Annotated in this window: 23 protein-coding genes, 1 other RNA gene and 2 other annotated features; of the genes, 20 read left to right on the top strand and 4 right to left on the bottom strand. The window is 39.6% G+C overall.

Features of this window, described 5'->3' with window-relative positions:
* The first annotated feature begins 37 nt into the window (after window positions 1-37).
* The 4 genes from MKX47_RS12695 (at window position 38) to MKX47_RS12680 (ending at window position 2,956) form a co-directional block, all read left to right on the top strand.
* A complete protein-coding gene (locus MKX47_RS12695; protein ID WP_340774714.1) occupies window positions 38-535 on the top strand; it encodes a sigma-70 family RNA polymerase sigma factor in 498 nt (165 codons plus the stop codon).
* Window positions 528-1,769 carry a hypothetical protein gene (locus MKX47_RS12690; RefSeq protein WP_340774711.1) on the top strand — a complete coding sequence of 414 codons (1,242 nt, stop codon included), beginning with the start codon at window positions 528-530 and terminating at the stop codon, window positions 1,767-1,769. Before MKX47_RS12695 ends, MKX47_RS12690 begins: the two co-directional genes overlap by 8 nt.
* A gap of 83 nt (window positions 1,770-1,852) precedes the next feature.
* The gene (locus tag MKX47_RS12685) at window positions 1,853-2,281 is read left to right on the top strand and encodes a GatB/YqeY domain-containing protein (protein WP_340774708.1); all 429 of its coding nucleotides are present in this window, start codon (window positions 1,853-1,855) and stop codon (window positions 2,279-2,281) included.
* A 111-nt stretch (window positions 2,282-2,392) separates the two neighbouring features.
* The gene (locus tag MKX47_RS12680; protein ID WP_340774706.1) at window positions 2,393-2,956 is read left to right on the top strand and encodes an NUDIX hydrolase; all 564 of its coding nucleotides are present in this window, start codon (window positions 2,393-2,395) and stop codon (window positions 2,954-2,956) included.
* A 47-nt stretch (window positions 2,957-3,003) separates the two neighbouring features.
* On the opposite strand, the gene MKX47_RS12675 is transcribed toward MKX47_RS12680, so the two are convergent.
* On the bottom strand, window positions 3,004-3,873 hold the full coding sequence (locus MKX47_RS12675) for a hypothetical protein (RefSeq protein ID WP_340774704.1): 870 nt from the start codon (window positions 3,871-3,873) through the stop codon (window positions 3,004-3,006).
* 331 nt (window positions 3,874-4,204) lie between these two features.
* Here MKX47_RS12675 and MKX47_RS12670 point away from each other — a divergent pair, with 331 nt between their 5' ends.
* From MKX47_RS12670 to purU, 4 genes are all read left to right on the top strand, one after another.
* The gene (locus MKX47_RS12670) at window positions 4,205-4,426 is read left to right on the top strand and encodes a phosphate-starvation-inducible protein PsiE (RefSeq protein ID WP_241368761.1); all 222 of its coding nucleotides are present in this window, start codon (window positions 4,205-4,207) and stop codon (window positions 4,424-4,426) included.
* Window positions 4,427-4,768: 342 nt separating this feature from the next.
* Complete coding sequence (locus tag MKX47_RS12665; protein WP_340774701.1) at window positions 4,769-5,554, top strand: hypothetical protein; 786 nt, start codon at window positions 4,769-4,771, stop codon at window positions 5,552-5,554.
* Between the two features lie 134 nt (window positions 5,555-5,688).
* Window positions 5,689-6,888, top strand: coding sequence for an iron-containing alcohol dehydrogenase (locus tag MKX47_RS12660; protein ID WP_340774698.1), 1,200 nt, complete (start codon window positions 5,689-5,691; stop codon window positions 6,886-6,888).
* Window positions 6,889-6,993: 105 nt separating this feature from the next.
* Window positions 6,994-7,893 carry a formyltetrahydrofolate deformylase gene (gene purU, locus MKX47_RS12655; RefSeq protein WP_340774695.1) on the top strand — a complete coding sequence of 300 codons (900 nt, stop codon included), beginning with the start codon at window positions 6,994-6,996 and terminating at the stop codon, window positions 7,891-7,893.
* Between the two features lie 58 nt (window positions 7,894-7,951).
* Here the strand turns inward: purU and MKX47_RS12650 are convergent, their stop codons facing one another.
* Window positions 7,952-9,544, bottom strand: a complete 1,593-nt coding sequence (locus MKX47_RS12650) for an SH3 domain-containing protein (RefSeq protein WP_340774693.1) — start codon at window positions 9,542-9,544, stop codon at window positions 7,952-7,954.
* Between the two features lie 193 nt (window positions 9,545-9,737).
* Window positions 9,738-9,977, top strand: a binding site (T-box leader).
* Between the two features lie 83 nt (window positions 9,978-10,060).
* Between MKX47_RS12650 and hisS the strand changes: the two genes are divergently transcribed.
* The 4 genes from hisS (at window position 10,061) to MKX47_RS12630 (ending at window position 14,422) form a co-directional block, all read left to right on the top strand.
* Window positions 10,061-11,329, top strand: coding sequence for a histidine--tRNA ligase (gene hisS, locus MKX47_RS12645; protein ID WP_340774691.1), 1,269 nt, complete (start codon window positions 10,061-10,063; stop codon window positions 11,327-11,329).
* Between the two features lie 15 nt (window positions 11,330-11,344).
* Window positions 11,345-13,114, top strand: coding sequence for an aspartate--tRNA ligase (aspS, locus tag MKX47_RS12640; RefSeq protein ID WP_340774689.1), 1,770 nt, complete (start codon window positions 11,345-11,347; stop codon window positions 13,112-13,114).
* 213 nt (window positions 13,115-13,327) lie between these two features.
* A non-coding RNA gene (ssrS, locus tag MKX47_RS12635) (6S RNA) lies at window positions 13,328-13,528 on the top strand.
* A gap of 132 nt (window positions 13,529-13,660) precedes the next feature.
* The gene (locus MKX47_RS12630) at window positions 13,661-14,422 is read left to right on the top strand and encodes a tRNA threonylcarbamoyladenosine dehydratase (RefSeq protein WP_340774686.1); all 762 of its coding nucleotides are present in this window, start codon (window positions 13,661-13,663) and stop codon (window positions 14,420-14,422) included.
* A gap of 45 nt (window positions 14,423-14,467) precedes the next feature.
* On the opposite strand, the gene MKX47_RS12625 is transcribed toward MKX47_RS12630, so the two are convergent.
* The gene (locus MKX47_RS12625) at window positions 14,468-15,925 is read right to left on the bottom strand and encodes a methyl-accepting chemotaxis protein (RefSeq protein ID WP_340774684.1); all 1,458 of its coding nucleotides are present in this window, start codon (window positions 15,923-15,925) and stop codon (window positions 14,468-14,470) included.
* A gap of 162 nt (window positions 15,926-16,087) precedes the next feature.
* Between MKX47_RS12625 and MKX47_RS12620 the strand changes: the two genes are divergently transcribed.
* On the top strand, window positions 16,088-16,492 hold the full coding sequence (locus MKX47_RS12620) for an aminopeptidase (protein ID WP_340774682.1): 405 nt from the start codon (window positions 16,088-16,090) through the stop codon (window positions 16,490-16,492).
* A gap of 169 nt (window positions 16,493-16,661) precedes the next feature.
* The gene (locus MKX47_RS12615; protein ID WP_340774680.1) at window positions 16,662-17,156 is read left to right on the top strand and encodes a GTPase; all 495 of its coding nucleotides are present in this window, start codon (window positions 16,662-16,664) and stop codon (window positions 17,154-17,156) included.
* A 153-nt stretch (window positions 17,157-17,309) separates the two neighbouring features.
* Here the strand turns inward: MKX47_RS12615 and MKX47_RS12610 are convergent, their stop codons facing one another.
* Window positions 17,310-18,584 (bottom strand): replication-associated recombination protein A, encoded by a 1,275-nt coding sequence (locus MKX47_RS12610; protein ID WP_340774678.1) that lies wholly within the window; start codon window positions 18,582-18,584, stop codon window positions 17,310-17,312.
* A gap of 120 nt (window positions 18,585-18,704) precedes the next feature.
* Here MKX47_RS12610 and cymR point away from each other — a divergent pair, with 120 nt between their 5' ends.
* The 6 genes from cymR (at window position 18,705) to MKX47_RS12580 (ending at window position 24,517) form a co-directional block, all read left to right on the top strand.
* The gene (gene cymR / locus MKX47_RS12605; protein ID WP_340774675.1) at window positions 18,705-19,124 is read left to right on the top strand and encodes a cysteine metabolism transcriptional regulator CymR; all 420 of its coding nucleotides are present in this window, start codon (window positions 18,705-18,707) and stop codon (window positions 19,122-19,124) included.
* Between the two features lie 24 nt (window positions 19,125-19,148).
* On the top strand, window positions 19,149-20,294 hold the full coding sequence (locus tag MKX47_RS12600; RefSeq protein WP_340774674.1) for a cysteine desulfurase family protein: 1,146 nt from the start codon (window positions 19,149-19,151) through the stop codon (window positions 20,292-20,294).
* A 57-nt stretch (window positions 20,295-20,351) separates the two neighbouring features.
* Window positions 20,352-21,470 (top strand): tRNA 2-thiouridine(34) synthase MnmA, encoded by a 1,119-nt coding sequence (gene mnmA, locus MKX47_RS12595; RefSeq protein WP_340774672.1) that lies wholly within the window; start codon window positions 20,352-20,354, stop codon window positions 21,468-21,470.
* A 57-nt stretch (window positions 21,471-21,527) separates the two neighbouring features.
* The gene (locus MKX47_RS12590; protein ID WP_340774669.1) at window positions 21,528-22,193 is read left to right on the top strand and encodes a tetratricopeptide repeat protein; all 666 of its coding nucleotides are present in this window, start codon (window positions 21,528-21,530) and stop codon (window positions 22,191-22,193) included.
* Between the two features lie 100 nt (window positions 22,194-22,293).
* Window positions 22,294-22,497: a binding site (T-box leader), on the top strand.
* A 53-nt stretch (window positions 22,498-22,550) separates the two neighbouring features.
* A complete protein-coding gene (gene trpE, locus MKX47_RS12585; protein WP_340777813.1) occupies window positions 22,551-23,939 on the top strand; it encodes an anthranilate synthase component I in 1,389 nt (462 codons plus the stop codon).
* Window positions 23,936-24,517, top strand: coding sequence for an anthranilate synthase component II (locus tag MKX47_RS12580; protein ID WP_340774666.1), 582 nt, complete (start codon window positions 23,936-23,938; stop codon window positions 24,515-24,517). The genes trpE and MKX47_RS12580 overlap by 4 nt, the downstream gene beginning before the upstream one ends.
* Window positions 24,518-24,587: the final 70 nt, after the last annotated feature.

Raw genomic sequence — 24,587 nt, 5'->3', positions numbered from 1 at the left:
AATCGTTTACAATATGAGAAAGGGGGCGGGACTGTAGATGAATGATCAATTGGAGCGCATCGTGGATGAATATAGCACGCATTTACTACGCATCGCTTACTTTTATACGAAAAATCGTCATGCAGCAGAGGACATCGTGCAGGATGTATTTCTTAAATTTATGGAGGCCAATTATGAGGAACGCGGGCAGCTAAAAAGCTATTTATCCCTCCTGACTATCAATAAATCCAAAGATTATTTAAAGAGCTGGGCTTATAAAAAGCTACAATTCGAAACAAAATGGTGGATGAAGACGACAGACCAAGATCATCTCGTACAACAGGAAGAGCGTTCGAAAATTGGTGCGGCGATTTTGAAGCTCTCATTAAAATACCGTGAGCCCATCATTTTATATTATTTTGAGGAAATGTCGATTTTACAAGTCGCACAGGTGTTACAGGTAAATGAAAATACGGTGAAAACAAGACTAAGGCGAGCCCGTGAACAATTGCGTCCTGTATTAGAAGGAGATTGGGAGGTGCTCAATCATGACTGATTTCAAAAAAGAACTTATCGAAGTGGCTGGGGATTTAGCGGATAGTAAGCATACTGTAAAACAAAGATTACAAATGAAGAACGACAAACCGAAGCGCAATTTACTTGTAGCCCCCGTAATGGTGATGGCCCTGTGCATCATGGGCTTTATGCTATGGCTTTTGCCGAATAAAACAGAGCAACAGCAGGCGAACGATTTGTTTAATAATGAACACTTGTTTGAGTACTACAAATCGGCAGAGCTCATGTCAGGCTTTTATGATGTAAAAGAAGATGATCAAGATTCCTTAAATGAAGCCGTTTTTGAGCGTTTTCAAAATACGATTGCCCTCCAGCAATATGCTAAATCGAAAAAGCTAACGTATACGGAGGAACAATACGAGGCACAGGAGCAGTTAATTATACAAGCTTTTAATGAGGAAAATACACCTATTTATAATGAATTTTTTAGTCTATCAGAGCTTACAGAAAAGCAGTATGAGCAGTATGTGAAGCCAATTTTAATTGAAAATACGATCTATGCCCAACAGCTAAATAATAAGTTGCTTGAAGAAAATCCGAAATTACTAAAGGACTTTGTACTGTACTATACAGAAAGCTTAGCGAATGATTATTTAAAAGCAAATTTTGAGCCGGAATTAGAAATAGCTAGAGACCATTTTCAAGTGCCAAAAACAATACATGGCGCATCCTCATCAAAATCAGGGACGATTGCAGCGATTGAAGGAAAGATGGTTTACTTCATTCAAAACGCGACCTACCAAGAAATAGAAGAAATGACGGCACAAGAGCTACACGCCTTACAGGAACAACGCTTAAAGGCTTGGCTCATTAATTATGATGATGTTGCGTTACAAGTAGGGGATTTTGTTCGTGTGTCCGTAGATAGAACGGTTACTTCTTACGATCAGCAGTTAACTAATGGCATCGCAGAAGATTTAGAAGTGGTCATTTCTGCAAGTGAGGCAACGGTCCCTGAAATCTATTTAACAGCGGAGCAGGAAAGCTATTGGAAGCAGGAAACACACCAAGAAAAGTGGGAATCTCAACAGCTGGAGAGTAATAGTTTAACACCGCGCTATATCGTTCATTTAAGCGAAAAGGCATATACAATTTTCCAAAATAAAGACAATAACTTTTTCCTCGTTCCTCATGGTGATCAAACAATTGCCAAGCTATCAAAGGAGCAAACGAAAAAAATGGACAGTTGGCTACGATCATTCGTGACAAAATAATTTATACACGCACTTTAACATGATACAATAAGAAGAACTCGAATAAGTTACAATGCTTATTCAGATGTAAAGGGGCTTTTAACATGTTAAAAACAGTAGTATTTGATCAACTTAAGCAAGCGATGAAAAATAAAGATGCATTGGCGAAAGGTGTATTAACGCTTGTGAAGTCGGCATTAGATTTAGCAGAAAAAGAAAAGGGTGCCGAGCTAACACCGCAAGAAGAAATCGCAATCATTAATCGTGAAGTGAAGCAAACGAACCAAGCGTTAGATGGCGCAAAACAAGCGAATCGTACAGATTTAATCGAAAAGGAAGAAGCAAAATTAGTTATTTTGAAAGGCTTTTTACCGAAGCAATTATCTGAACAAGAAATCATTGAAGCACTACAAACTGCTGGTGTAACAGCTGGCATGAATATGGGTGATGCGATGAAAATTGCCAAGCCATTATTAGATGGTAAGGCGGATGGCGCAACGATGTCGAAAGTCGTGAAATCATTAATTTCTTAAGTTCAATCTAAGCTTTACGAAATGACCCATTTTGTAAAGCTTTTTTTCTATATTTTTCTAAACTGATACGGTACAATTTAGTTATCTATGGGTAAATAGGGAGGATTTCCAATGAATTTACATGATCAAATTTCGTTATACAAACCGTACAATGAACAAGAAGCGAAAGACCAAGAGTTAATTTTGCGTGCAATGGCTACATTATCCGATGTATTGACGCGAAACAATGAAATTTTGCATTTCACATCTTCCGCGTTTGCTGTTAATTCGGATCGCACGAAAGTATTAATGGTGTACCATAATATCTATCAATCATGGAGCTGGACAGGTGGACATGCCGATGGAAATCCTGATTTACTTCATGTAGCAGAGAAGGAATTGAAGGAAGAGGCAGGGCTAAGTGAGGTAAAGACACTTCAAGAGACGATGATTTCGCTCGATATTTTACCTGTAATCGGTCATATGAAAAAAGGGAAATATGTTGCACCGCATTTACATTTTAATGCGACCTATGTATTTGAGGTGCAAGAGGATGCTCCGCTGAAAGCCAAGCTAGATGAAAATAGCGCGGTTGGCTGGATTCAGATTGATGAAATTCAACAAAAATGTACAGAGCAGCATATGATTCCAGTATACGAAAAAATTGTAACAAAAATAAAAGAACAGCAACTCTAATTCGAGAGCTAAAAAGGGTGTCCTGATTTTTTCAGAACACTCTTTTTCTATATTGGTTGTAGTGACGTATCAAATTGAATGGGCCGTGTACGCATCTGCTCGTGCAAACGACGAACTTCACGATAGGGAACTAAGCGTTGTTGTGAACGTGGATTATCTACGTCCATTTGGAAATGCTCGATTCGCCCCTTTTGTAAATGGACAAGTCGCTGGAATGGGTTAATCGCAATGGCATTTGAATATTTGCCGAACAATGTTAAATTATGACCTTGATTGAAATATAAATTCAATAGTGCTCGATTATGTGCAATCGCATGTGGCGAATCGCATAAATACCAAATATCTTTGAAGGTAATTCCGAGGAGAACGGCATATTCAATCGCCTCTAATATCGGAACTTCCTGATATACGTGTGTTTCTTTATGTAGTTGATAAATCTTAAGCGCTGGATCAAACGCATGTAATTCATAATAGATTAGTGGAATCGGTGGTAATTTATTACGGTCTTTAGTCATTAAGTTTGATGGAGGACGTTTTGCGCAAAGAAAAAGATTATTTTTTGTGAAATAAGAAGTTTCTCTGCCAATTACTTGCTGATGCCGTGCGTTTTCATAAACAACTGCAAAAAACTGCCCATGAAATTGTACAATCCGAAATAGCTCATTGTCGTAATTCGTTGATTGAATATATTGATGACATAAATCAAGTGTTTCGAACCCATCATAAAAGTGGTAGCTAGGATAAATCGATAAAAGCCACTCACGACATAGGCTATCCTCGGTTTCAAAGCCGACTGTATCATCTGAAATCGAACGGGCTGTTAGAAGTTTCCCGTTTTCAGTGCGTAAAAAACGGTTCGAAAGTAGGTGTTGTACTAAACGAATTTCATAGTCTATTTGAGATATTATTGGTTGCAATCAAATCTTCCTTTCAATATAGTCAATCAGTAGTCTACATTAAGTACCGATAATAGGTATAAATAATTATACCATAGGAACTATTAATCGGAAGGAATATTTTATTTGAGGAGAAGTTTATAACGGTTGATCAGGTTAAGTGATAGGCTTAATGGCAGCGGAAGGGTTAGCAATTTCAAAAATCCATGTTCAAAAATTGTTTTACATTATAAAAAAAGACGGAGAATGGAAGGAATTTGCTTAAAAGCGTGGAGGAATTTGAAATAGTTTCACAAAATTGCCCCACCTTGTGCTAAAATAACGTTGTATAAATAAAAGGGAGGCCCTAACAATGGCGAAAAAAAAGAGAGTAGTAACAATCGCTCCTGAGCGTGTAGAAGAAGCATTATTAATTCAAAACCGTATGCTTTTAGAATTATTCGTACAAGTATTAGACGAGCAGTTAGTAATCGAACGTCCAATTTTACACGAGCGTTTAGAAAACTTAATCGAGCTTTCAAACCACGATCGCGAATTAAAAGACACATTACATGGTTTAACTGAAAAACTATAATTTGCTTCAGCAAAAGTCTTCCGCTTTGAAAAGTGTGGGATAACAACTAAATTTGATTTCAATTCAGAGGGGGTTCAATCCCTAGCTGAATCAAATTTTGCCCCGGCGGATGTCACAGATTTTTTTAAGGAATTTTTCAAGCGCGCTTGAAAAAAATCTGGACGCAATTACGCCGAGGCGTAATTGAAATATATACATACATCTGTATGGTGCGGCATTCCAAATTGGGATGTCGTTTTTATTTTGTAAAGAAAATGATGCTCAAAGCAAGTTACTACTTATCTGTATTATTTTTGGCTATACTACCCTTATCGACTAAAAATTATGGAGGAGCTTCTTCACATGACAAACGAACGAAAGACGCTATTAAACGAGGAAATTCTTCGGTTTTTATACAAAAATGCTTCCTTTCAAGGGTTGGAGGAAATCGAGCAACAGCAATTATTAACGCGTTATAAGCAGGACGAAAAATTTATAAAGATAATGGAAATCTCCATATCACTGCAGGAAATGATTCAAGAAGTGGAAGCAACGATGCCTAAAATGCAGGACAAAGATTATTTACTTTCATTAGCGCAGCAACAGCGTTTATTAAAGGAGCGAACAGTAGTTGAGGACAATGTCTATTTTGTCCCATTCAATGAAATAAAAGCGGGTCAATCACCAATGATTGTGTTATTACAGCAATCCGCAACGATAAAGCCTTATGAAGTGTTTTGTAAAGGGACAATCATGCCGCTCTTTCATTTATGTGCGACACAAAAGCGCGATTTAATCATTATTCCATTTAGTGAAACGCTAGAAATACCGTTGCATTTTAAAAACGGGGTACTTCAATTGGCGTTATTTGACCGCTTTTTAAATGAATTTAAGGGGAATTCAGCTATGATTGTGCCAGCAATAGAGCAGGCTTTCGCTATTTTTGCGGAGGATGCACTGTGCAATGGGCGCGATTTGATAATGATTACCGATAATCAATTTGACGATTTCCAAGCATTAGCAGAAGAGGATTATGCTACTCGTTTGGAATCGCTTGATATTGAGTTTTCAGTGATTGCAATGAGTGAAGACAATTTTGAACTACAACCGATTTCATTTGCACAACAGGTATTTTTTGCTAATGAGTAAAAATGAATGCCTAAACGAAAAAGTACATCCGAGTTATTAAGCTGCCTTAATGACCAGGATGTATTTTTTAAAAGGACTTTTCTATTATTTATCGAATAGTTTATGTTAAATATAGAGAGAAATGGAGTGTTACTATGTACACCGCATATTGTCGAACATTTCAAAAATCCATGCGCTTAGGCATGAAGTTTTTAAATTGGAGAACACCTGAATTACTAGAAGGGGAAAATAGTCTATTAAAATTACCAGAGCTGATGCAAGAGTTGCAGCTTGAGCGGGCGCTAATTGTGACAGATGAAGGTATTCAAAAGACAGGCTTACTACAGCCATTATTAGCCCAATTGGAAGCGCTTCAAATTTCGTATGTCATTTACGATAAAACGGTTCCGAATCCGACGTTTACTAATGTTGAAGAAGCATTAAGTCTTTACCAAAGCCAAAAGTGTCAAGCGATTATTGCGTTTGGTGGTGGTTCGCCGATGGATTGTGCCAAAGCGGTAGCAGCACGTATAGCACGTCCAGAAAAATCAATAACGGATATGAAGGGCTTGTTTAAAGTACGTAAAGAGATGCCGCCATTTTTTGCGGTGCCAACAACTGCTGGGACAGGCAGTGAAGGGACGATTGCAGCAGTTGTATCGAATAGTGAAACGCATGAGAAATTTGCCATTATGGACCCATCACTTGTACCACATTATGCCGTACTCGACCCATTATTAACGGTTAATTTACCGAAGCATATTACGTCTACTACGGGTATGGATGCTTTGACGCATGCAGTGGAAGCATATATTGGATTGAGTAACACGAAAGAAACGCGAAAATATTCACGTGAAGCGGTCATTATCATTTTTAAATATTTATACCGAGCCTATGAGGATGGTACGGATATGGAGGCACGTGCCCAAATGCAACGTGCTTCATATTTGGCGGGGCTAGCGTTTACGCGCGCCTATGTGGGCTATGTCCATGCCATTGCACACACATTAGGCGGCTTTTATCAAATTCCACATGGTTATGCCAATGCCGTTATTTTACCGCATGTTTTGAGGTATTACGGAGACAGCGTGGCAAAACCATTAGCTGAGCTGGCTAATTTAGTGGGCATTGGTAAAATTTCAGACAGTGATGAACGCAAGGCACAGCTCTTTATTGAGGCGATTGAACAGCTAAACGCAAAGATGGCTATTCCAAATAAAATTCAAGGGATTGATAATCACGATGTACCGCTCATGGTGGAACGTGCGTTGCAAGAAGCAAATCCACTCTATCCCGTACCGAAAATCGTCAATAAAGATGAAATGTTTTATCTGTATCAACTAATCAAACAATAATGAGAAAGCGTAATGTTGCTAAATTGTGAACATTACGCTTTTTAGGTTGCGGAATATTCTGAAATCAATAATAATAGCATTTATGAAAAGAATGGAGTGAAGAAAGTGGAACAAACCGTTCAACAACCACTAGCCGAACGACAAAACCTAAAAATTGAAGGCCATTTATTAGTAAAATGTGTCGATCAATCAGGGATTGTTTCAAAGCTATCGACCTTTTTATATGAACAGGGAGCCAATATTGTAGAATCGAGCCAATATTCAAATGATCCTGAAGGTGGCATGTTTTTTATCCGAATCGCTTATCATATTGATAACTCGAAGGTAGCGATGGCACAAATGGAGCAAGAATTTGAAAAGATTGCAGCTGACTATGACATGACGTATAAATTTTATTATCCGACTGTAAAAAAACGCGCGGCTATTTTTGTTTCCAAGGATTTAAACTGCTTAATGGAGTTGTTATGGGAATGGAATAATGGAGATTTACATATGGATGTCCCCCTCATTATTAGTAATTCTGAGGTAGCACGAAGCATTGCGGAGGCAAATAATATTCCGTTTTATTATATTCCAGCTAACAAAGAAATACGTGAACAGGTTGAGTTGCAGCAGCTACAATTGCTCGAACAATATGCTATTGATTTCATTATTTTAGCGCGTTATATGCAAATATTGACGCCTCAATTTGTTGCGCAATATGAACACCGAATTATTAATATACATCATTCGTTTTTACCTGCGTTTATTGGTGCAGATCCATATCGACGTGCTTATCAACGGGGGGTGAAATTAATTGGTGCGACAAGTCACTATGTAACGAATGATTTAGACGAAGGGCCAATTATTGAGCAGGATGTCGAGCGAGTAGACCATCGAAATGATGTTGCGGAATTAAAGAAAATTGGTGGGAAAATTGAACGTCGTGTATTAGCACGCGCGGTACGTTGGCATTTGGAAAATCGAATTATTGTAGAAGGTAATAAAACGATTGTATTTTACTAGGTAATGAAAAGGGCATGTACGGAAAGAAACATCCGTGCATGCCCTGTTTTATTGGAATTTATTTCTCTATTTGATCATCAAAATAATCGAGTAACCCTTGATAGATACCAAGTGTTGCTTGCTCACGGAAATAGTCCGTTGTAATGGCACGTTCCTCTGTTGGATTACTTAAATAACCGAGCTCTAATAGTACAGAGGGCTGACGATTTTCGCGTAATACTAAATAGTCCCCATAGCGAGCACCACGATCCTTTAACGAGACTTTTTCGGCAATGCCTGCGTGAATCGATTCAGCTAATTCTTGCTGATAGCTGTTCGTGTAATAAGTTGTAAAGCCATGTACGGAGCTATCTTCTAATGCATCATAGTGAATACTTATAAAGGCATCCGCATTTGATTGATGTGAAATAGCTACGCGTTTGCGTAAATCTATGTAGACGTCTGATTCGCGTGTCATCAAAACATTGGCACCCGCTGCCTGTAATTTGGAACGTAATAATTCAGCAGTAAGGATGGTGATATCCTTTTCATCTGTATTACGGGCACCTGTTGTACCACGGTCATTTCCTCCATGCCCAGCATCCACTACGATTGTTAGACCATTTAATGTGCCTTTTTTGCGTTTTGCCTTGTTGGCTGTTTTGACTTTATCTGTTTCTTGATTGTTTGTCACAACCCAGTTGGCAACATATGCCGTATTTTCATCATTCAATGCAATCTTGTACCATTCGCCTTCAGACTCAATAATTTTATATGTAGTTCCTGCATCGACACGTGCTACAACTTGAGATGCTGTAGAGGGTTCTTCACGTAAGTTTGTGCCGTTATAAATGATTGTAACGCTTTCACTATTTTTTGTTTCTTTTTGCTTTTCTTTTGTTCTTTGCTCTGTAAAGGTGCCATAAAAGCTGTAAATCCATCCTTTTTTACCTTTTTCATATTCGATTTGTACCCAATTATGATCGCGGCTTATTACAGCAAATTGCTGATCTTTTTTTGCTGTTTTTAATTTTTTCGCCGTTAGATCCGGCTTTTTTCGAATATTTACCGCATTGACATTGATCGTAAATGTGTTGGGATCATTTTCAACGGATTGTGTGCCTTTGGATTCATTGGCATGGTTCGTATCTGTTTTAGATTCTTGTAAGACAGTCGCTTCTTTTACCGTAACGTAATCGTCAAATACCCAGCCCGTCATGCCATCAAATTGAATTTGAATCCATTCACCTTGCTGCTGTATAAATGTACTTTCAGTGCCAGAAGAGATTTTTGCTAAAACGGCTGCTGACAGGGATGGCTCTGCACGTAAATTGAGTGAATTTACTTGTGCAACGACTGTTTTTTTGCTTGTTGCGGCTGAATTATTTGCCGCGGATTTTACAAGCCAAGATGCAACATAGCCCTCTTTATTTCCTACACGAACCTTGTGCCAGTCTCCCTCTTTTTCTAGTGAAGTAACGGCTGTCCCATCTTTTAATGTTTCGATGATTGGATAGGAAAGACCAGGACCCTCACGTAAATATAATATTTCTGCATTCACATAAAGCTGCTCACCTTCAGCATAGGCAGGCTCTTTACTTATTGGGAGTGTAAAAATGGTTGTGAATACTAAAAGCAGCGAAAGTAAAATCGCCAAACGCTTATTCTTCATAGGCGCCTCCTTTTTAGTAAAAACTTGATATGTATTGTTTACCCTTATATTATAAAAGGATATCTGATAAGAAATATATCATTTTTTTAAAGGAAAGAGAAATAGGCTTTTTCTATGTGGCATTCACACAAGTAAAAAACAGTTGACAACAGTGCGAGACATCATTAACATTAGTGTTAATTTAAAAAAAGTAACATTGCCAATGACCAAATAAGTAGCGGTTGCCACTACTGACAAGAGAGGGAAAGACATCGGCTGAAATCTTTCCTACAGTATGTAACATGTGAACAACACTTGAGAGGCGTTTCCTCGAAAAAAATTTTTAGTAGGGGAAAACGGAATCGGCCGTTATCCGAGTTCGAGAGGATGTACATGTTGATGTATATCAATTAGGGTGGAACCGCGGAAGTATCTATAAGCTTTCGTCCCTTGCAAAATTTTGCAGGGGACGAGGGCTTTTTTTATTTTCTTTTTCGTGAAAATTTGGTCAAAACAGCTATGAAAGGAGTGCTTTACATGAATTTTAAAGTACCTAAAGGAACGCAGGACATTTTACCAGGACAAACAGAAAAATGGCAAAAAGTAGAACAAACCATTCGTGAGCTTTGTCATGTTTATCGCTATAAAGAAATTCGAACACCGATGTTTGAGTCAACAGAATTATTCCAACGCGGTGTAGGAGATACAACGGATATCGTACAAAAAGAGATGTACACATTTACCGACAAAGGCAATCGTTCATTAACATTACGCCCAGAAGGTACAGCATCCGCAGTACGTGCGTATGTGGAGCACAAAATGTTTGGAAATCCTGATCAACCTGTGAAGCTCTATTACACAGGGCCGATGTTCCGATATGAACGTCAGCAAGCGGGTCGCTATCGTCAATTCGTACAATTTGGTGTTGAGGCAATCGGTTCTGCGGATCCAGCAATTGATGCAGAAGTTATGGCACTAGCGATGGATGTCTACACATCACTTGGCTTAAAAGATTTAAAATTAGTCATTAACTCACTTGGAGATAAAGAAACACGTGATGCACACCGCACCGCGTTAATTAATCATTTTACACCGGTTGTTGGCGAGCTTTGCAGTGATTGCCAAAGCCGTTTAGAAAAAAATCCATTGCGTATTTTAGACTGTAAGGTAGACGCGAAGCACCCAGCGATGGCAACTGCTCCTGCGCTAACAAATTATTTAACAGACGCTTCTTCAGAATATTTCGCAAAAGTGAAGAGCTACCTTGATGTATTGGGCATTTCCTATGAAGTTGACCCGAATTTAGTGCGCGGATTAGATTATTACAATCACACAGCGTTCGAAATTATGATTACAGGCGATGGCTTCGGCTCGATTACTACACTTTGCGGTGGTGGTCGTTACAACGGCTTAGTAGAAGATATTGGCGGCCCAGAATCACCAGGTATCGGCTTTGCAATGTCAATTGAGCGTTTACTATTAGCGCTGGAAGCAAAGGGCATTGAGCTAGAAACAGAGGATACGTTAGATATCTATGTTGTGGCAATGGGCGATGAGGCAAAGTTAAAAGCAGTAGAACTTCTAAGCTCATTCCGTGCAAAAGGAATTTCTGCAGATATTGACTACGTAGATCGCAAAATGAAAGCGCAAATGAAAGCGGCTGACCGTGCCAATGCAAAATTTGCCATTGTGTTAGGTGAGACAGAATTAGAAGAGCAAGTAGTAAACGTGAAAGCAATGCAAACAGGCGACCAAACAAAAGTCGAGTTCGGTCATTTAGTCCAGTACGTTTTAGAAAACAAATAGTTGGAGGAATAGACAATGGCACAAAGAACACATGCATGCGGCCTAGTAACGGCGGCACAAGCAGAGCAAGAAGTAGTATTAAAAGGATGGGTACAAAAGCGTCGTGACTTAGGTGGACTGATCTTCGTAGATATGCGTGACCGCGAAGGCATCGTACAAGTCGTATTCGGCGATCAAGCAAAAGACGCATTAGCATTAGCTGAAAAAATCCGTAATGAATACGTTATCGAAGTAAAGGGGAAAGTCGTTTTACGTGACGCATCTCAAGTAAACCCAAATATGAAAACAGGCGAAATCGAAGTAGTTGCTACGGAATTAACAATTATTAACGAAGCAAAAAACCCACCTTTCGCGATTGACAATAATGTAGAAGTTTCAGAAGAATTACGTTTAAAATATCGTTATTTAGACTTACGTCGTCCAGTTATGTATGACACATTCAAAATGCGTTCAGATGTAACACGTACGATTCGTAACTTCTTACAAAATGAAGGCTTCTTAGAAGTAGAAACACCGATTTTAACAAAATCAACTCCAGAAGGCGCACGTGATTATTTAGTACCATCTCGTGTCCATGATGGCGAATTTTATGCATTACCACAATCACCACAATTATTTAAGCAATTATTAATGGTGGGTGGCTTTGAGAAATACTTCCAAATTGCACGCTGCTTCCGTGATGAAGACTTACGTGCTGACCGTCAACCGGAATTTACTCAAGTGGATATTGAAACATCATTCTTATCAATGGATGAAATCATTGAAATGAACGAGCGCTTACTAACGCAAGTGATGAAGGATGTAAAGGGGATTGATGTGGTGACACCATTCCCACGTATGAGCTATACAGAAGCAATGGATCGTTTCGGTTCTGATAAACCAGATGTACGCTTCGGCTTAGAATTAAAACAGCTTTCAGAAATCGTAAAAGACTCAGCATTCGGCGTATTTGCTGGAGCAGTAGCAAATGGTGGCGAAGTGAAGGCGATTAATGTAAAGGGTGCTGCGGCAAACTATTCTCGTAAAGACATCGATGCGTTAGGTGAATTTGCTGGTCGCTACGGTGCAAAAGGCTTAGCTTGGTTAAAAGTAACGGAAGAAGGCTTAAACGGACCAATCGCGAAGTTCTTTGAAGGGGAAGCAGCAAACGGCATTATCTCTGCAACAGAAGCCCAAGCAGGCGACTTATTATTATTCGTAGCGGATAAATCTTCTGTCGTAGCAGATGCTTTAGGCGCATTACGTTTAAAACTAGGGAAAGAATTAGGCTTAATTGATGAATCAAAATTCGAATTCTTATGGATTGTAGACTGGCCATTATTCGAATACGACGAAGCAGAAGGTCGCTATTATGCAGCGCACCACCCATTCACACGTCCATTCGATGAAGACCTAGAATTAATGAATACAAATCCGAAAGAGGTTCGTGCACAAGCGTACGACATCGTATTAAACGGCTATGAGCTTGGCGGGGGATCATTACGTATTTATGAGCCAGACTTACAAGCAAAAATGTTTGAGTTACTTGGTTTCTCAGAAGAAGAAGCCCGTGCACAGTTTGGTTTCTTATTAGAAGCATTTGACTACGGCGTTCCTCCACACGGCGGTTTAGCAATGGGTCTTGACCGTTTAGTGATGCTGCTGTCGGGTCGCACAAACTTACGTGACACAATTGCGTTCCCAAAAACAGCAACGGCAAGCTGCTTATTAACAGAAGCGCCATCAAGCGTTTCAGACGCACAGCTCGAAGAATTAAGTTTACGAGTAGCTGTTCCAAAGAAATAATGGATTGTTTAAAGGCACTAGACGATTATCATTCGTTTAGTGTCTTTTTTGATAAAACCCTACACTCTATATTTGTTTGCACGTTATTTTTTGACAGTTGGTCACACGAAATTTATAATATTTTCCATGAATCTAGTTCAAATATGATATTTTAAAGTAATATATCGTTTTTATTTGAATTATCAGAATTTCGGTGTTAATATAATGGTAACACGAATCCTAAGATGTTCGTCACGTAAATTGTTACCTAACACTTTTGACCGAACATTAAATCGTTGGGAGCTACTTATTTCCGTAGAAGCAAACATGCCCCATTTTAGAGCGGGAAGTTTAACGCTACGATTAGTGCACCCCCCTGCTAATGATGCGGGATCAAAACGATGTTGTTAGCAAGACGGCATATTTGGGATTCGTCTATTCCTTGTCTTACTCTCCTACCTAATATGTAGGAGAGTTTTTTTGTTGTTTACTCATTGTTACTTGCATGTGCAGGTTGGAGTCGTTATAATTCCTAGTAGAATGATAAAGATTGAGGGGTACAAAGAGATGTTGCATCAATTTTCTCGTAATGAGCTAGCAATCGGTACAGAAGGGCTAGAAAAATTAAAAAATACAACCGTAGCAATTTTAGGGGTAGGTGGCGTCGGTTCATTTGCTGCTGAAGCTTGTGCACGTAGCGGAATTGGTCGTATTATTTTAGTAGACAAGGATAATGTGGATATTACAAATGTTAATCGTCAATTAGTAGCGTATTTATCGACAGTGGGACAATCGAAATCAGGTGTCATGAAGGAACGCATCGCCGACATCAACCCAGAATGTGAAGTTATTGACATGCATATGTTCTATACAGAAGAAACGTATGAGCAATTTTTTGCCCAAGGAATCGATTATGTCATTGATGCTTCGGATACGGTCATTTACAAAATTCATATTATGAAGGAATGTTTAAAACGCAAAATTCCGATGATTTCAAGCATGGGTGCGGCAAATAAAATGGATCCTACACGCTTTCAAATTGCCGATATTTCCAAAACACATACCGATCCATTAGCGAAAGTGATTCGTACAAAGCTTCGCAAAGAGGGCATTAAAAAAGGGATAACTGTAGTATTCTCAGATGAATCACCCATTGTTGTGCGTGCCGATGTTGCACAATATGTAGGCAAGCCAGAAGCTGATATCCGTAAGGCCCAATTACCACCATCATCCAATGCATTTGTACCATCGGTTGCGGGCTTAATTGCAGCAAGTTGGGTAATCAATACGATTTTAAAAGACGTAAAAATTACACGCGTACAAGGTTAACGAGAAAAGGGGCGTCCGGAAGAGATTTTCGGGACGCCTCTTTATTTAGCCAATAATTTGTACTGCCTGATTATAGGTGTCTTCAATATTTTTTGAAACTTGATGTTGATCTTCGTTAATCCTTTCGAGTACAAGGCATAGCTGATCAATTGAATTGGAACTTTGCTCTATAATGGCAGCAAATTCATTGGTTGATATTTCAATAGACTCCGCATTGTGTTCGATTGATTGGACGTTGGATGAAAATTGCTGTAAATTTTGCTGTAATGTTTTTAGCGCATCGAATAAGTTATTAAATGTTTCGCTTGAAGCTTGCACGGTTTGCTCCTGACTTGTGACAAGGGTAAGCCCACTGTGCAATCGGTTAAGAGCAAGTTGGTTAAAGCTATTTACTTGGGCTAGATTTTGATCGATTTTTACTACCATATCATCCGTATGACTAGCAAGTTTACGGATTTCATCTGCCACAACCGCAAAGCCCTTCCCGTGTTCACCAGCCCTCGCTGCTTCAATTGATGCATTGAGTGCTAATAAATTCGTTTGCGCCGTTATTTGATGGATGGAATAGGCAAAATCATTGGTTTCTGTTATTTTTTCTGACAATGAATGGAAGGTTGTGTTTAATTCGTTAAAGAAGGACGTGAAGCTGTTAATTTCTTGATTGAGCTGGGACATAGAATTTGCACCATCTACCGCACGGATACTAGCTTGTTCGGCACGTTCCACAATATTCGTTAATTCAGAAATAATGGAATGAATCGCTTGATTGGTTTGCTCGGTACTTTGCACAATATTTTGGACAAAATGGGCTTGCTTGTGCGCGCCAACACTTACTTCCTTTAATGAAGCGAGCATTTGCTGATGTGCCGCACTCGAATGATTGGTGCTATCGGTAATCAGCTCTAGCTTTGATGTAATGGACTGCACCGAATTTTCTAAATGCTGATGTAATTGACCTTCTTCTACAGCGCGGTCGTTCGCATCGATCATGAGCTTTTCAACACTATGTAGCAACGAACGATTTTGGCGAACTTGAAGCAAAATCGCGATGAACATTAATGTTTGAGTAACGAAAACATTCGCTGGGTCTACAGCAAAGCCATTTGTGTCGAGTATAAAATTGAAAATCAGTCCGGATGTTGAGCCGATATAGCCAACAATTAGGATGGATAATTTGTTGTGCACACTTGATAAAATGAGCACAAAAATACTTAAAATAATCGTTGCTAGCGTAACTTTATTCGTTATGATTGTCCCTAAAACTGTAATAACAGCAGCGACAATTACAGCATAAGGAAAGTAAGCCTGAAGCACCGATAATTTCCGTTGCGCCATATAAAGAATAAAGACAATACTAACAGGGAGGAAAAGAGAAAGTGCTACACCTATAGGGCGGTCAATAATAAATTGCGCTATGGTTCCTAATACGGCTGAAATACCATAAACGAGCATTAAAATGGTGTTTTTTTCGATTAAATCTTGTTCTTTTAATTGATTAATCATTGCATGAACCTCTCCCTTTTACATATTTAAAAATAAATCATTTGTATTAATTTATATATTATTTTCAAGATTCTGTCACGTCTTTTTTGAATGGTCATTCATTATTTTTGTGTGGAAATTATGATGATATAATATTACGGAGTACTTTGAAGGGAGACTTTTATGCCAATACAACAGATAGAATATAAAGGTCTTAATTTAATGGATGTTGTCAGTACCGTTGAGATTGCTATTGACGCCGCGCATCATACAGTCCATGTATTGGATACACAGCAAATTGTTGAGCCGGAATACGATTTTATGACAAAGGGCTACCGTCTAAGTGAGGGTTTTTATAAAATGGCGGCTGTTCTCCAAGCGAAGCCATTGTTTTCAAATTACAAAGAATGCGAACTATACCACTGGATTGAGACATATCGTTGGGTGTTCTATAGTTCTAAACAGACGATTAAGGAATATGTACATGGACAATTTCATATATTTCATAGAGAGCAATTTCCAGTAATTGAGCAATCTGCTACGTTTCATCAAAAATATTATTCTATATATATCAACCGACTGAAGTGAGAAGGAATAAAGTGACATCAAATTACATAATATTCTATTAAAGTAATGAATATGTCAAAAATATGGCGGAATATTAGTGATTTTTTCGTTTTTACGGAAAGGCGTTTTTTTTTTGCTATAGTTAGAATACGTATTGCTTATACGTTCGGGGATGTAAGGAGGAGCTTAAATGACGAATATTGAGTTAAAAAATGATTTATTAAATTTACCGCAGTTACAATTACAGGTCGATACCATTGTATTTGATTATATTGATTCGACACAAAATTGGTCAAAAGCCTATGCGCAATTGGAAGACTTATTGCAAAAGGTTGTGCAAAACTTCAATGGCTATATTGCCCGAAATGAAGGTGAATTACCAAAAGCATCTACCTACTGGATATTATTTATGGATATTGCTGCAAAATTAGTGTATTTTACAGGTCTAGCTAAATTTCATTTAATCGATGCTGGCGATCAAGAGGCGAGTGCACAAATTTATGAATTATTCAAAACAAGTGCAGGCTGCTTACCCAATGCCTCATTAGAAGAAAATGAGGAGTTCCTTTCAGAAATTCAAAAGAGTATGGAGCAATTAACAGGTCAAGCAGTTGAACTTTTGACAACTGGGGAATCGAATACATGCTTTGAAACGTTTTACGCATTATCAAAAACATACAAATAATGAAAAGTGTCTGAACAAACTGTTTCAGGCACTTTTTTTTATTGAGTCACTTAATTAAGCAAAATTCTTCTATATTTTATCGCTTGGCTGATGAAGTAATAAAAGGGAATGTCCTAGAAAAGCATTCAGGGACATTCCCTTCATCTTTTAGGATTAAAACGATTTTAGCTTTTTATAAATGGCGGCCATTCGCTTTTCCTTACCAGCAATTACCGGTTTATAAAATTCCATCCCTTCTAGCTCCTCCGGTAAATATTGTTGCTTCACCCAGCCACCGAATGTGCCAATGGGTGTATCATGTGGATAGCGATAGCCAACATGACCGAGCTCCTTCGCCCCTGCATAATGGGCATCCTTTAAATGATTGGGAATATTTCCGGTTTTGCCTTCGTGAATGGCCTGTATGGCAGCATCAAGCGCTTGATAGGCAGAGTTGGATTTATCCGATAAGCACATTTCAACTACGACAGTGGCAAGTGGGATGCGCGCTTCTGGTAATCCAAGCTTAATAGCTGCTTCTGTAGCGGCTTGCACATGTGCGCCGACTGCCGGATTGGCGAGCCCCACATCCTCATACGCCATCACCAGTAAGCGACGACAAACCGCAATTAAATCCCCACTTTCCAGTAAATGTGCTAAATAATAGAGCGCGGCATTTACGTCACTGCCTCGAACTGATTTTTGCAACGCAGATAATAAATTGTAAAAGTTCGAGCCGCCCTTATCTCCAAAAACCCCGATCCGTTTTGCAAGTGCATCGATTGCCTTGTCATTTAAAATCGTTGTACCGTCAATTTCATCTGATGCATAGTAGACCGATTCTAGAAGGGTAAGCGCTTTTCGGGCATCGCCATTTGCTGCGTTGGCGATTTTCTCTAATTGCTCGTCCGTAGCGTGAATGGCTAGTTTACCTAGACCTCTATCTTCGTCCGCTAAGGCGATTTTTAGTAGCTGAAATACATCTTGTTCTGTTAGACGCTCTAATTGCAGAATTTCCCCACAGCGTGAACGAATGGCAGGATTGACATCGTGAAATGGGTTTTCCGTAGTCGCGCCGATTAAGACGATGGAGCCATTTTCAACATGAGGCAGCAGCGTATCTTGCTGTAATTTATTGAATCGATGGATTTCATCCAGAAATAAAATGACTTTGCCACTCATCCGGGCATCCATCACGACTTGCTCAATATCCTTTTTCCCGGCATGTGTTGCATTTAACGCAAAAAAGGGAAGCTTGGAGCTACCAGCAATAGCATTGGCGATCGATGTTTTTCCTACGCCGGGTGGTCCGTAGAGCAACATAGAAGGCACATGACCTTTGTCGATCATTTTATAAAGCGGTGTATCCGGACCAAGAATATGTTTTTGTCCGGCAATCTCATCGATATGTTTTGGTCTCATTTTATAAGCGAGCGGTTCGTTTTGCATAGGATTTCGCTCCTTTTTTTTGAATTATCTATTCTATGATAAAGTATTTCCGAGTGGTTTAAAAGGAGTTATGCTATAATAAATGTTAGTAAAGGACTAGAAAAATTTGAGGTGTAATTGATGAAAATTTCAACAAAAGGACGTTATGGTCTGACAATTATGATTGAATTAGCAAAGCATTACGGGGAAGGACCTATTCCATTGCGTCAAATTGCTGCGGAAAAAGAGTTATCTGAGGCGTATTTAGAGCAGCTTGTGTCACCACTGCGCAATGCAGGTTTAGTAAAAAGTGTACGTGGTGCATATGGTGGCTATATGCTTGCGTCAAAGCCAGCTGAAATTTCTGCAGCAGATGTCATTCGTGTATTAGAGGGACCGATTCAGCCGGTTGAAGGAATTGAAAACGAAGAAGCACCTCAGCGTGAGCTATGGATGCGTATTCGTGATGCCGTAAAAAATGTTTTAGATACAACATCGATCGAAGACTTAGCAAAATATACAAACAACGAAGCAACAGATGGCTATATGTTCTATATTTAGTCGGTATTAAAGGAGTAAACAACGTTGAACAACATAATTTATTTAGATCATGCGGCGACGTCTCCCGTTGCACCGGAAGTCATTGACGTAATGGCAAAAGCAATGGCTGAAGAAAGCGGCAATGCATCTAGTATTCATACAATAGGACGTCAAGCACGGAAAGCATTAGACGAGGCGCGTTCATCTTTGGCGAAAAAAATAAATGCCAACGCAACGGAAATTATTTTCACAAGTGGTGGTACCGAGGCAGATAATGCGGCGATTTTCGGTACAGCATACGCACGTCAACAAGAAGGCAAGCATATAATTACAACACAAATCGAGCATCACGCCGTTTTGCATGCCTGCGAAAAATTACAGCGTGAAGGCTTTGAGGTAACGTATTTGCCTGTGGATAAAACAGGCCGTGTTGCTGTTGCAGATGTTGAAAAGGCATTGCGTGAGGATACGATTTTAGTAACGATGATGTTCGGCAATAACGAGGTAGGAACGATTCAGCCGATTGCCGAAATTGGGGCATTGTTACAAAATCATTCAGCTACTTTCCATACAGATGCGGTACAAGCATTTGGCTTACAGGAAATCGATGTCGAAGCATTGCATATTGATCTATTAAGCGTATCAGCGCATAAAATTAATGGTCCTAAAGGAATTGGCTTTTTGTACGCAAAAACAGGCAGCAAGCTAGCCAACTTTATGTATGGTGGCTCGCAGGAGAAGAAGCGCCGTGCGGGTACAGAAAATGTCCCAGCGGCAGTGGCATTCGCAAAGGCGGCTGAACTGGCGACAGAAAAAGCACAAACTCGTACAGCACAATACAATGAATTCAAACGGATTTTAATTGAAGAATTCCAAGAAGCAGGCATTCAATTTAAAGTAAATGGTCATCCAAAGGAAGTATTAGCGCATGTGTTTAATGTGACTTTTATGGGAACAAATGTTGAGTCATTTTTAATTAATTTAGATATGGCAGGCGTGCTCGTATCAAGTGGCTCGGCTTGTACAGCGGGTGCGATTGATCCTTCGCATGTATTGGTTGCGATGTTTGGAGAAAATGCACCAGAACTTCGTAGTTCCATTCGCTTCAGTTTTGGGTTAGGATTAACAAATGAGCAAGTTCGTGAAGCAGGTAAGCGTACAGCTGATATTGTGAAGCGCACCGTTCAATAATTTAATGAAAGACTTCGCGCCTTTTACGCGATTTGTCTAAGAAAAGGTGAATAGTAAATGGTAGAAACAAGAAATCCATCACAAATTCGAGTAGTAGTCGGCATGAGTGGTGGGGTAGACTCATCAGTAGCCGCTCATTTATTAAAGGAGCAAGGCTATGATGTCATCGGGATTTTTATGAAAAACTGGGATGATACGGACGAAAATGGTGTATGTACAGCGACAGAGGATTACGAAGATGTAATCGCAGTATGTAACCAAATTGGCATTCCGTATTATGCGGTTAATTTCGAAAAACAATATTGGGATAAGGTGTTTACGTACTTCCTGGAAGAATACAAAGCAGGTCGTACACCAAATCCAGATGTGATGTGTAACAAAGAAATTAAATTCAAGGCGTTTTTAGAGCATGCGATGGCACTTGGCGCGGATTATTTAGCAACAGGTCACTATGCGCGTGTCGAGCGTGACGAATCAGGTGTTCGCATGCTGCGCGGCATTGATAATAATAAAGATCAAACCTACTTCTTAAATCAATTAACAGAGCAGCAATTAGAAAAAGTCATGTTCCCAATCGGCCATTTACCGAAGCCAGAAGTGCGTAAAATTGCCGAGCAAGCGGGTCTTGCAACAGCGAAGAAAAAGGATTCAACAGGGATTTGCTTTATCGGGGAGCGCAACTTCAAGGAATTTTTAAGTCAGTACTTACCTGCACAGCCTGGCAATATGGAAACATTTGATGGCGAAGTGAAGGGCACGCATGATGGATTAATGTACTACACATTAGGTCAGCGTCATGGCTTAGGCATTGGTGGCGACGGGGAGCCGTGGTTTGTAATCGGTAAAGACTTAGCACGTAATGTATTAATCGTTGGGCAAGGCTTCCACCATGATGCACTGTATTCAGATGCCTTATCAGCGGTGAAAATGAGCTTTGCATCCGAAGTGAAAACAGGTACATTTGCTTGTACGGCGAAATTCCGTTACCGTCAAGAAGATTCACCTGTTACCGTAACGATGCGTGAAGACGGCACAGCCTATATTGAATTTGCAGAGCCAGTACGTGCGATTACACCGGGGCAAGCCGTTGTTTTATACGACGGTGAGGTATGCTTAGGTGGCGGTACAATTGATGAAGTATTTAAAAATAATGAAAAACTAACATATGTAGGATAATACTCGATAGACGTTCATTTAACGTGAACGTCTATATATTTGTTTAGAGGTGAAAATATGGATACAAATTATAACGAAATCGGCATAAAGGCCTTTCAAGAAAAACGCTATGAGGATGCAGCACAAGCATTCACTCAGGCAATTGAAGCAAATCCTGAAGAAGCAGTGGGCTATGTCAATTTTGGTACATTACTTGCAGCAATGAACGATATTGAGCGTGCAGAGCGTTTCTTCCAAAAAGCCATTACAGTGGATGAACAAGCGGCAACTGCTTACTACGGCTTAGCCAATCTATATTATGAGGTAGAGCGCTACACAGAAGCGGCGAAGCTTTATCAAAAATCAATTGACCACGGCATTCAAGGAGCAGATGCTTACTATATGCTCGCTAAATGCTTCGAGCGTGGTGAACAGTACAAATTAGCCTTACCGTATATGCAACGGGCAGCAGAACTGGCACCGAAGGATCTTCAAATTCGTTTAGCGTATGGGATTTTATTATGTACGCTGGAAATGTTCGACTTTGCAAAGCCTGAGCTTGATTTTGTTATTGAAGAAGATTGGAACAACGCCGATGCCCATTATAATTTAGGTGTATTGTATGCAGTTTCAACGACAGATACAGAAAAAGCGAAATATCATCTAAAGCAAGCTTATACATTGCAACCTGAATTCGATCAAGCAAAATATATTTATGATATGATTTGCCAACGCGAAAATTAATTATACACAATTCCCCTTTTACATTTTGTGAAGCGGGGATTTTTTATTTATTTAAAATAGTTTGAAAAAATAATGAAGTCGTTATACAATATTAGCTAATACAAAAGCGATGATGAAGAAAAGTAATGAAGTGGTATTTTTAAGAGAGCTAACGGTTGGTGGGAGTTAGTAAATACACTTGATGAAATGGACTTTCTAGCTGCATAGAGGAAATGCTATGCCGTAGCTCTCACGTTACGAGAAATGAGTGGACTATAGTTTTTATAGTCAATAAAGGTGGCACCACGGCTCTTTCGTCCTTTACAAGCGAAAGGGCCTTTTTGTGTGCATAAAAGCAGGAGCTGAGGAGAGATGAGCATGATAGTTGAGATGAAGGATTATGTAATGAAGCAATTGAACGGAGATACATTAACGCCAATTGCGATTTATGAGGCATTACAAGCAAAGCAAAAGGTATTATTTGAGTCCAATGCAAAATTTAAAGATAGTGGGCGTTATTCATTTATTGCACTAGACTCGATTGGTGAGCTAAAGGGTGGCGCGACATCGAGTACCTATACATTAGGTGACGAGGCAGAACAGACTGTTGAAAAGCCAGTGCTCGCGCTGTTAAAGGAGCTATTACCGATTCGAACGACCGAGTTACCCTTTGCCTTTTTTGGTGGGGTCATTGGTTATTTTGGCTATGAAACCGCCTTTCACTTTGAACAGATTGGTGAAATAATAGGCGATGTCTATAATATGCCAGATGTCCATGTCTTTTTCTATGATACATTTATTGTGATGGATCATTTACAGCAGCAAGTATCGATTGTTGTGATTGATTTATTGCAGCAGGGGCGAAGTGGACAGGAAATGCTTGAGAAAATTGAGCAGATTGAAGCGCAAATAACGACTAATGTCATTTATCAGCAACAAGAGGTAGCGCCAGTAAGCTTTGCGCCAACGATTGAAAAACAGCGCTTTATTGATATGGTGGAAACGGCAAAGGAACATATTCGTCGTGGTGATATTTTCCAAGTCGTGCTGTCACAAACATTTGAAGCAAACTTTCATGAAAATCCATTTGCACTGTATCGAAAACTGCGTACAACGAACCCTTCACCTTATATGTTTTACATGGATTTTGGGCCGTACACGATTTTAGGGACTTCACCAGAAAGCTTAGTAAAGGTGCAAAATGGCATTGTCACAACGAATCCGATTGCAGGTACGAAGCCTCGTGGCAAAACACCACAGGAAGACGAAGCAATTGCGCAAATGCTGCTGCAAGACGCCAAGGAAATTGCCGAGCATAAGATGTTGGTTGATTTAGGGCGTAATGATGTTGGACGCGTTTCACAAATTGGCACGGTTGAAGTGAAAAAATATATGCAGATTGAAAAATATAAATATGTAATGCATATTGTATCCGAGGTCATTGGCACACTGCGTGAGGATGCCCATTTGGTGGATGTTTTAGCGTCGAGCTTACCAGCAGGGACGGTATCGGGGGCACCGAAAATTCGTGCGATGCAAATTATTAACACACTAGAGCAACGAAAGCGCGGCATTTATGCGGGTGCGATTGGGTATTTATCGACTTCAGGTAATATGGATTTAGCGCTCGCCATTCGCACGATGATTGTCAAAGATGGAAAGGCCTACGTGCAGGCTGGTGCAGGGATTGTGTATGATTCTGTGCCCGAGTCCGAATATGAGGAAACTTTAAATAAAGCGAAGGCTCTACTGGAGGTGCGCAAATGATTTTACTAATCGATAACTATGATTCATTTACCTATAATTTATATCATCAAATCGGACAATTTTATGAGGAAATCAAAGTTATTCGAAATGACGCGTTAACAGTGGAGGACATTCGCAAGCTGCAGCCAAAAGCAATCGTTATTTCGCCAGGTCCAGGTGAGCCAAAAGAGGCAGGCATTGTTATTGAGATGATTCAAGCGCTTTACAAGGAGTACCCGATTTTAGGTATTTGCTTAGGGCATCAATCGATTGGAGAAGCCTTTGGTGCAACGGTGAGCCGCGCAAAAAACATTATGCATGGCAAGACGAGTCCCTTAAAATATGAGCAGAAGGGATTATTTGCTCGGTTTGATGAGGAAATTGAAGTCATGCGCTATCATTCACTGATTATCGAGGCGGGCACAGTAAGTTCTGAATTTGATATTGTGGCTACCAGTAAGGATGATGGCGAGATAATGGCCATCCAGCATAAAGCTTATCCACTGTTCGGCTTGCAATTCCATCCTGAATCTATTGGCACAGCAGCGGGCGACAACATGATTCAAGCCTTTTTACAGCAAATAGAGGTGGAAGCTTGATGAGGAATTGAAAATTTGAGCTCGTGGTGATGGAGTAGTGTATTTTTCAAAAAATGGTAACAAATGAAAC

It is taken from the genome of Solibacillus sp. FSL R7-0668 (genome assembly GCF_038006205.1).
Taxonomy (GTDB): domain Bacteria; phylum Bacillota; class Bacilli; order Bacillales_A; family Planococcaceae; genus Solibacillus.
Note: the sequence above shows the minus strand (reverse complement) of the source record. Positions and strands in the feature narration are given on the sequence as shown.

Bases quoted from the DNA above. Each gene is read 5' to 3' on its own strand.
- MKX47_RS12695 (WP_340774714.1), top strand. From the start codon at position 38: ATGAATGATCAATTGGAGCGCATCGTGGATGAATATAGCACGCATTTA.
- MKX47_RS12690 (WP_340774711.1), top strand. From the start codon at position 528: ATGACTGATTTCAAAAAAGAACTTATCGAAGTGGCTGGGGATTTAGCG.
- MKX47_RS12685 (WP_340774708.1), top strand. From the start codon at position 1,853: ATGTTAAAAACAGTAGTATTTGATCAACTTAAGCAAGCGATGAAAAAT.
- MKX47_RS12680 (WP_340774706.1), top strand. From the start codon at position 2,393: ATGAATTTACATGATCAAATTTCGTTATACAAACCGTACAATGAACAA.
- MKX47_RS12670 (WP_241368761.1), top strand. From the start codon at position 4,205: ATGGCGAAAAAAAAGAGAGTAGTAACAATCGCTCCTGAGCGTGTAGAA.
- MKX47_RS12665 (WP_340774701.1), top strand. From the start codon at position 4,769: ATGACAAACGAACGAAAGACGCTATTAAACGAGGAAATTCTTCGGTTT.
- MKX47_RS12660 (WP_340774698.1), top strand. From the start codon at position 5,689: ATGTACACCGCATATTGTCGAACATTTCAAAAATCCATGCGCTTAGGC.
- MKX47_RS12650 (WP_340774693.1), bottom strand. From the start codon at position 9,544: ATGAAGAATAAGCGTTTGGCGATTTTACTTTCGCTGCTTTTAGTATTC.
- hisS (WP_340774691.1), top strand. From the start codon at position 10,061: ATGAATTTTAAAGTACCTAAAGGAACGCAGGACATTTTACCAGGACAA.
- aspS (WP_340774689.1), top strand. From the start codon at position 11,345: ATGGCACAAAGAACACATGCATGCGGCCTAGTAACGGCGGCACAAGCA.
- MKX47_RS12630 (WP_340774686.1), top strand. From the start codon at position 13,661: ATGTTGCATCAATTTTCTCGTAATGAGCTAGCAATCGGTACAGAAGGG.
- MKX47_RS12625 (WP_340774684.1), bottom strand. From the start codon at position 15,925: ATGATTAATCAATTAAAAGAACAAGATTTAATCGAAAAAAACACCATT.
- MKX47_RS12620 (WP_340774682.1), top strand. From the start codon at position 16,088: ATGCCAATACAACAGATAGAATATAAAGGTCTTAATTTAATGGATGTT.
- MKX47_RS12615 (WP_340774680.1), top strand. From the start codon at position 16,662: ATGACGAATATTGAGTTAAAAAATGATTTATTAAATTTACCGCAGTTA.
- MKX47_RS12610 (WP_340774678.1), bottom strand. From the start codon at position 18,584: ATGCAAAACGAACCGCTCGCTTATAAAATGAGACCAAAACATATCGAT.
- cymR (WP_340774675.1), top strand. From the start codon at position 18,705: ATGAAAATTTCAACAAAAGGACGTTATGGTCTGACAATTATGATTGAA.
- mnmA (WP_340774672.1), top strand. From the start codon at position 20,352: ATGGTAGAAACAAGAAATCCATCACAAATTCGAGTAGTAGTCGGCATG.
- MKX47_RS12590 (WP_340774669.1), top strand. From the start codon at position 21,528: ATGGATACAAATTATAACGAAATCGGCATAAAGGCCTTTCAAGAAAAA.
- trpE (WP_340777813.1), top strand. From the start codon at position 22,551: ATGATAGTTGAGATGAAGGATTATGTAATGAAGCAATTGAACGGAGAT.
- MKX47_RS12580 (WP_340774666.1), top strand. From the start codon at position 23,936: ATGATTTTACTAATCGATAACTATGATTCATTTACCTATAATTTATAT.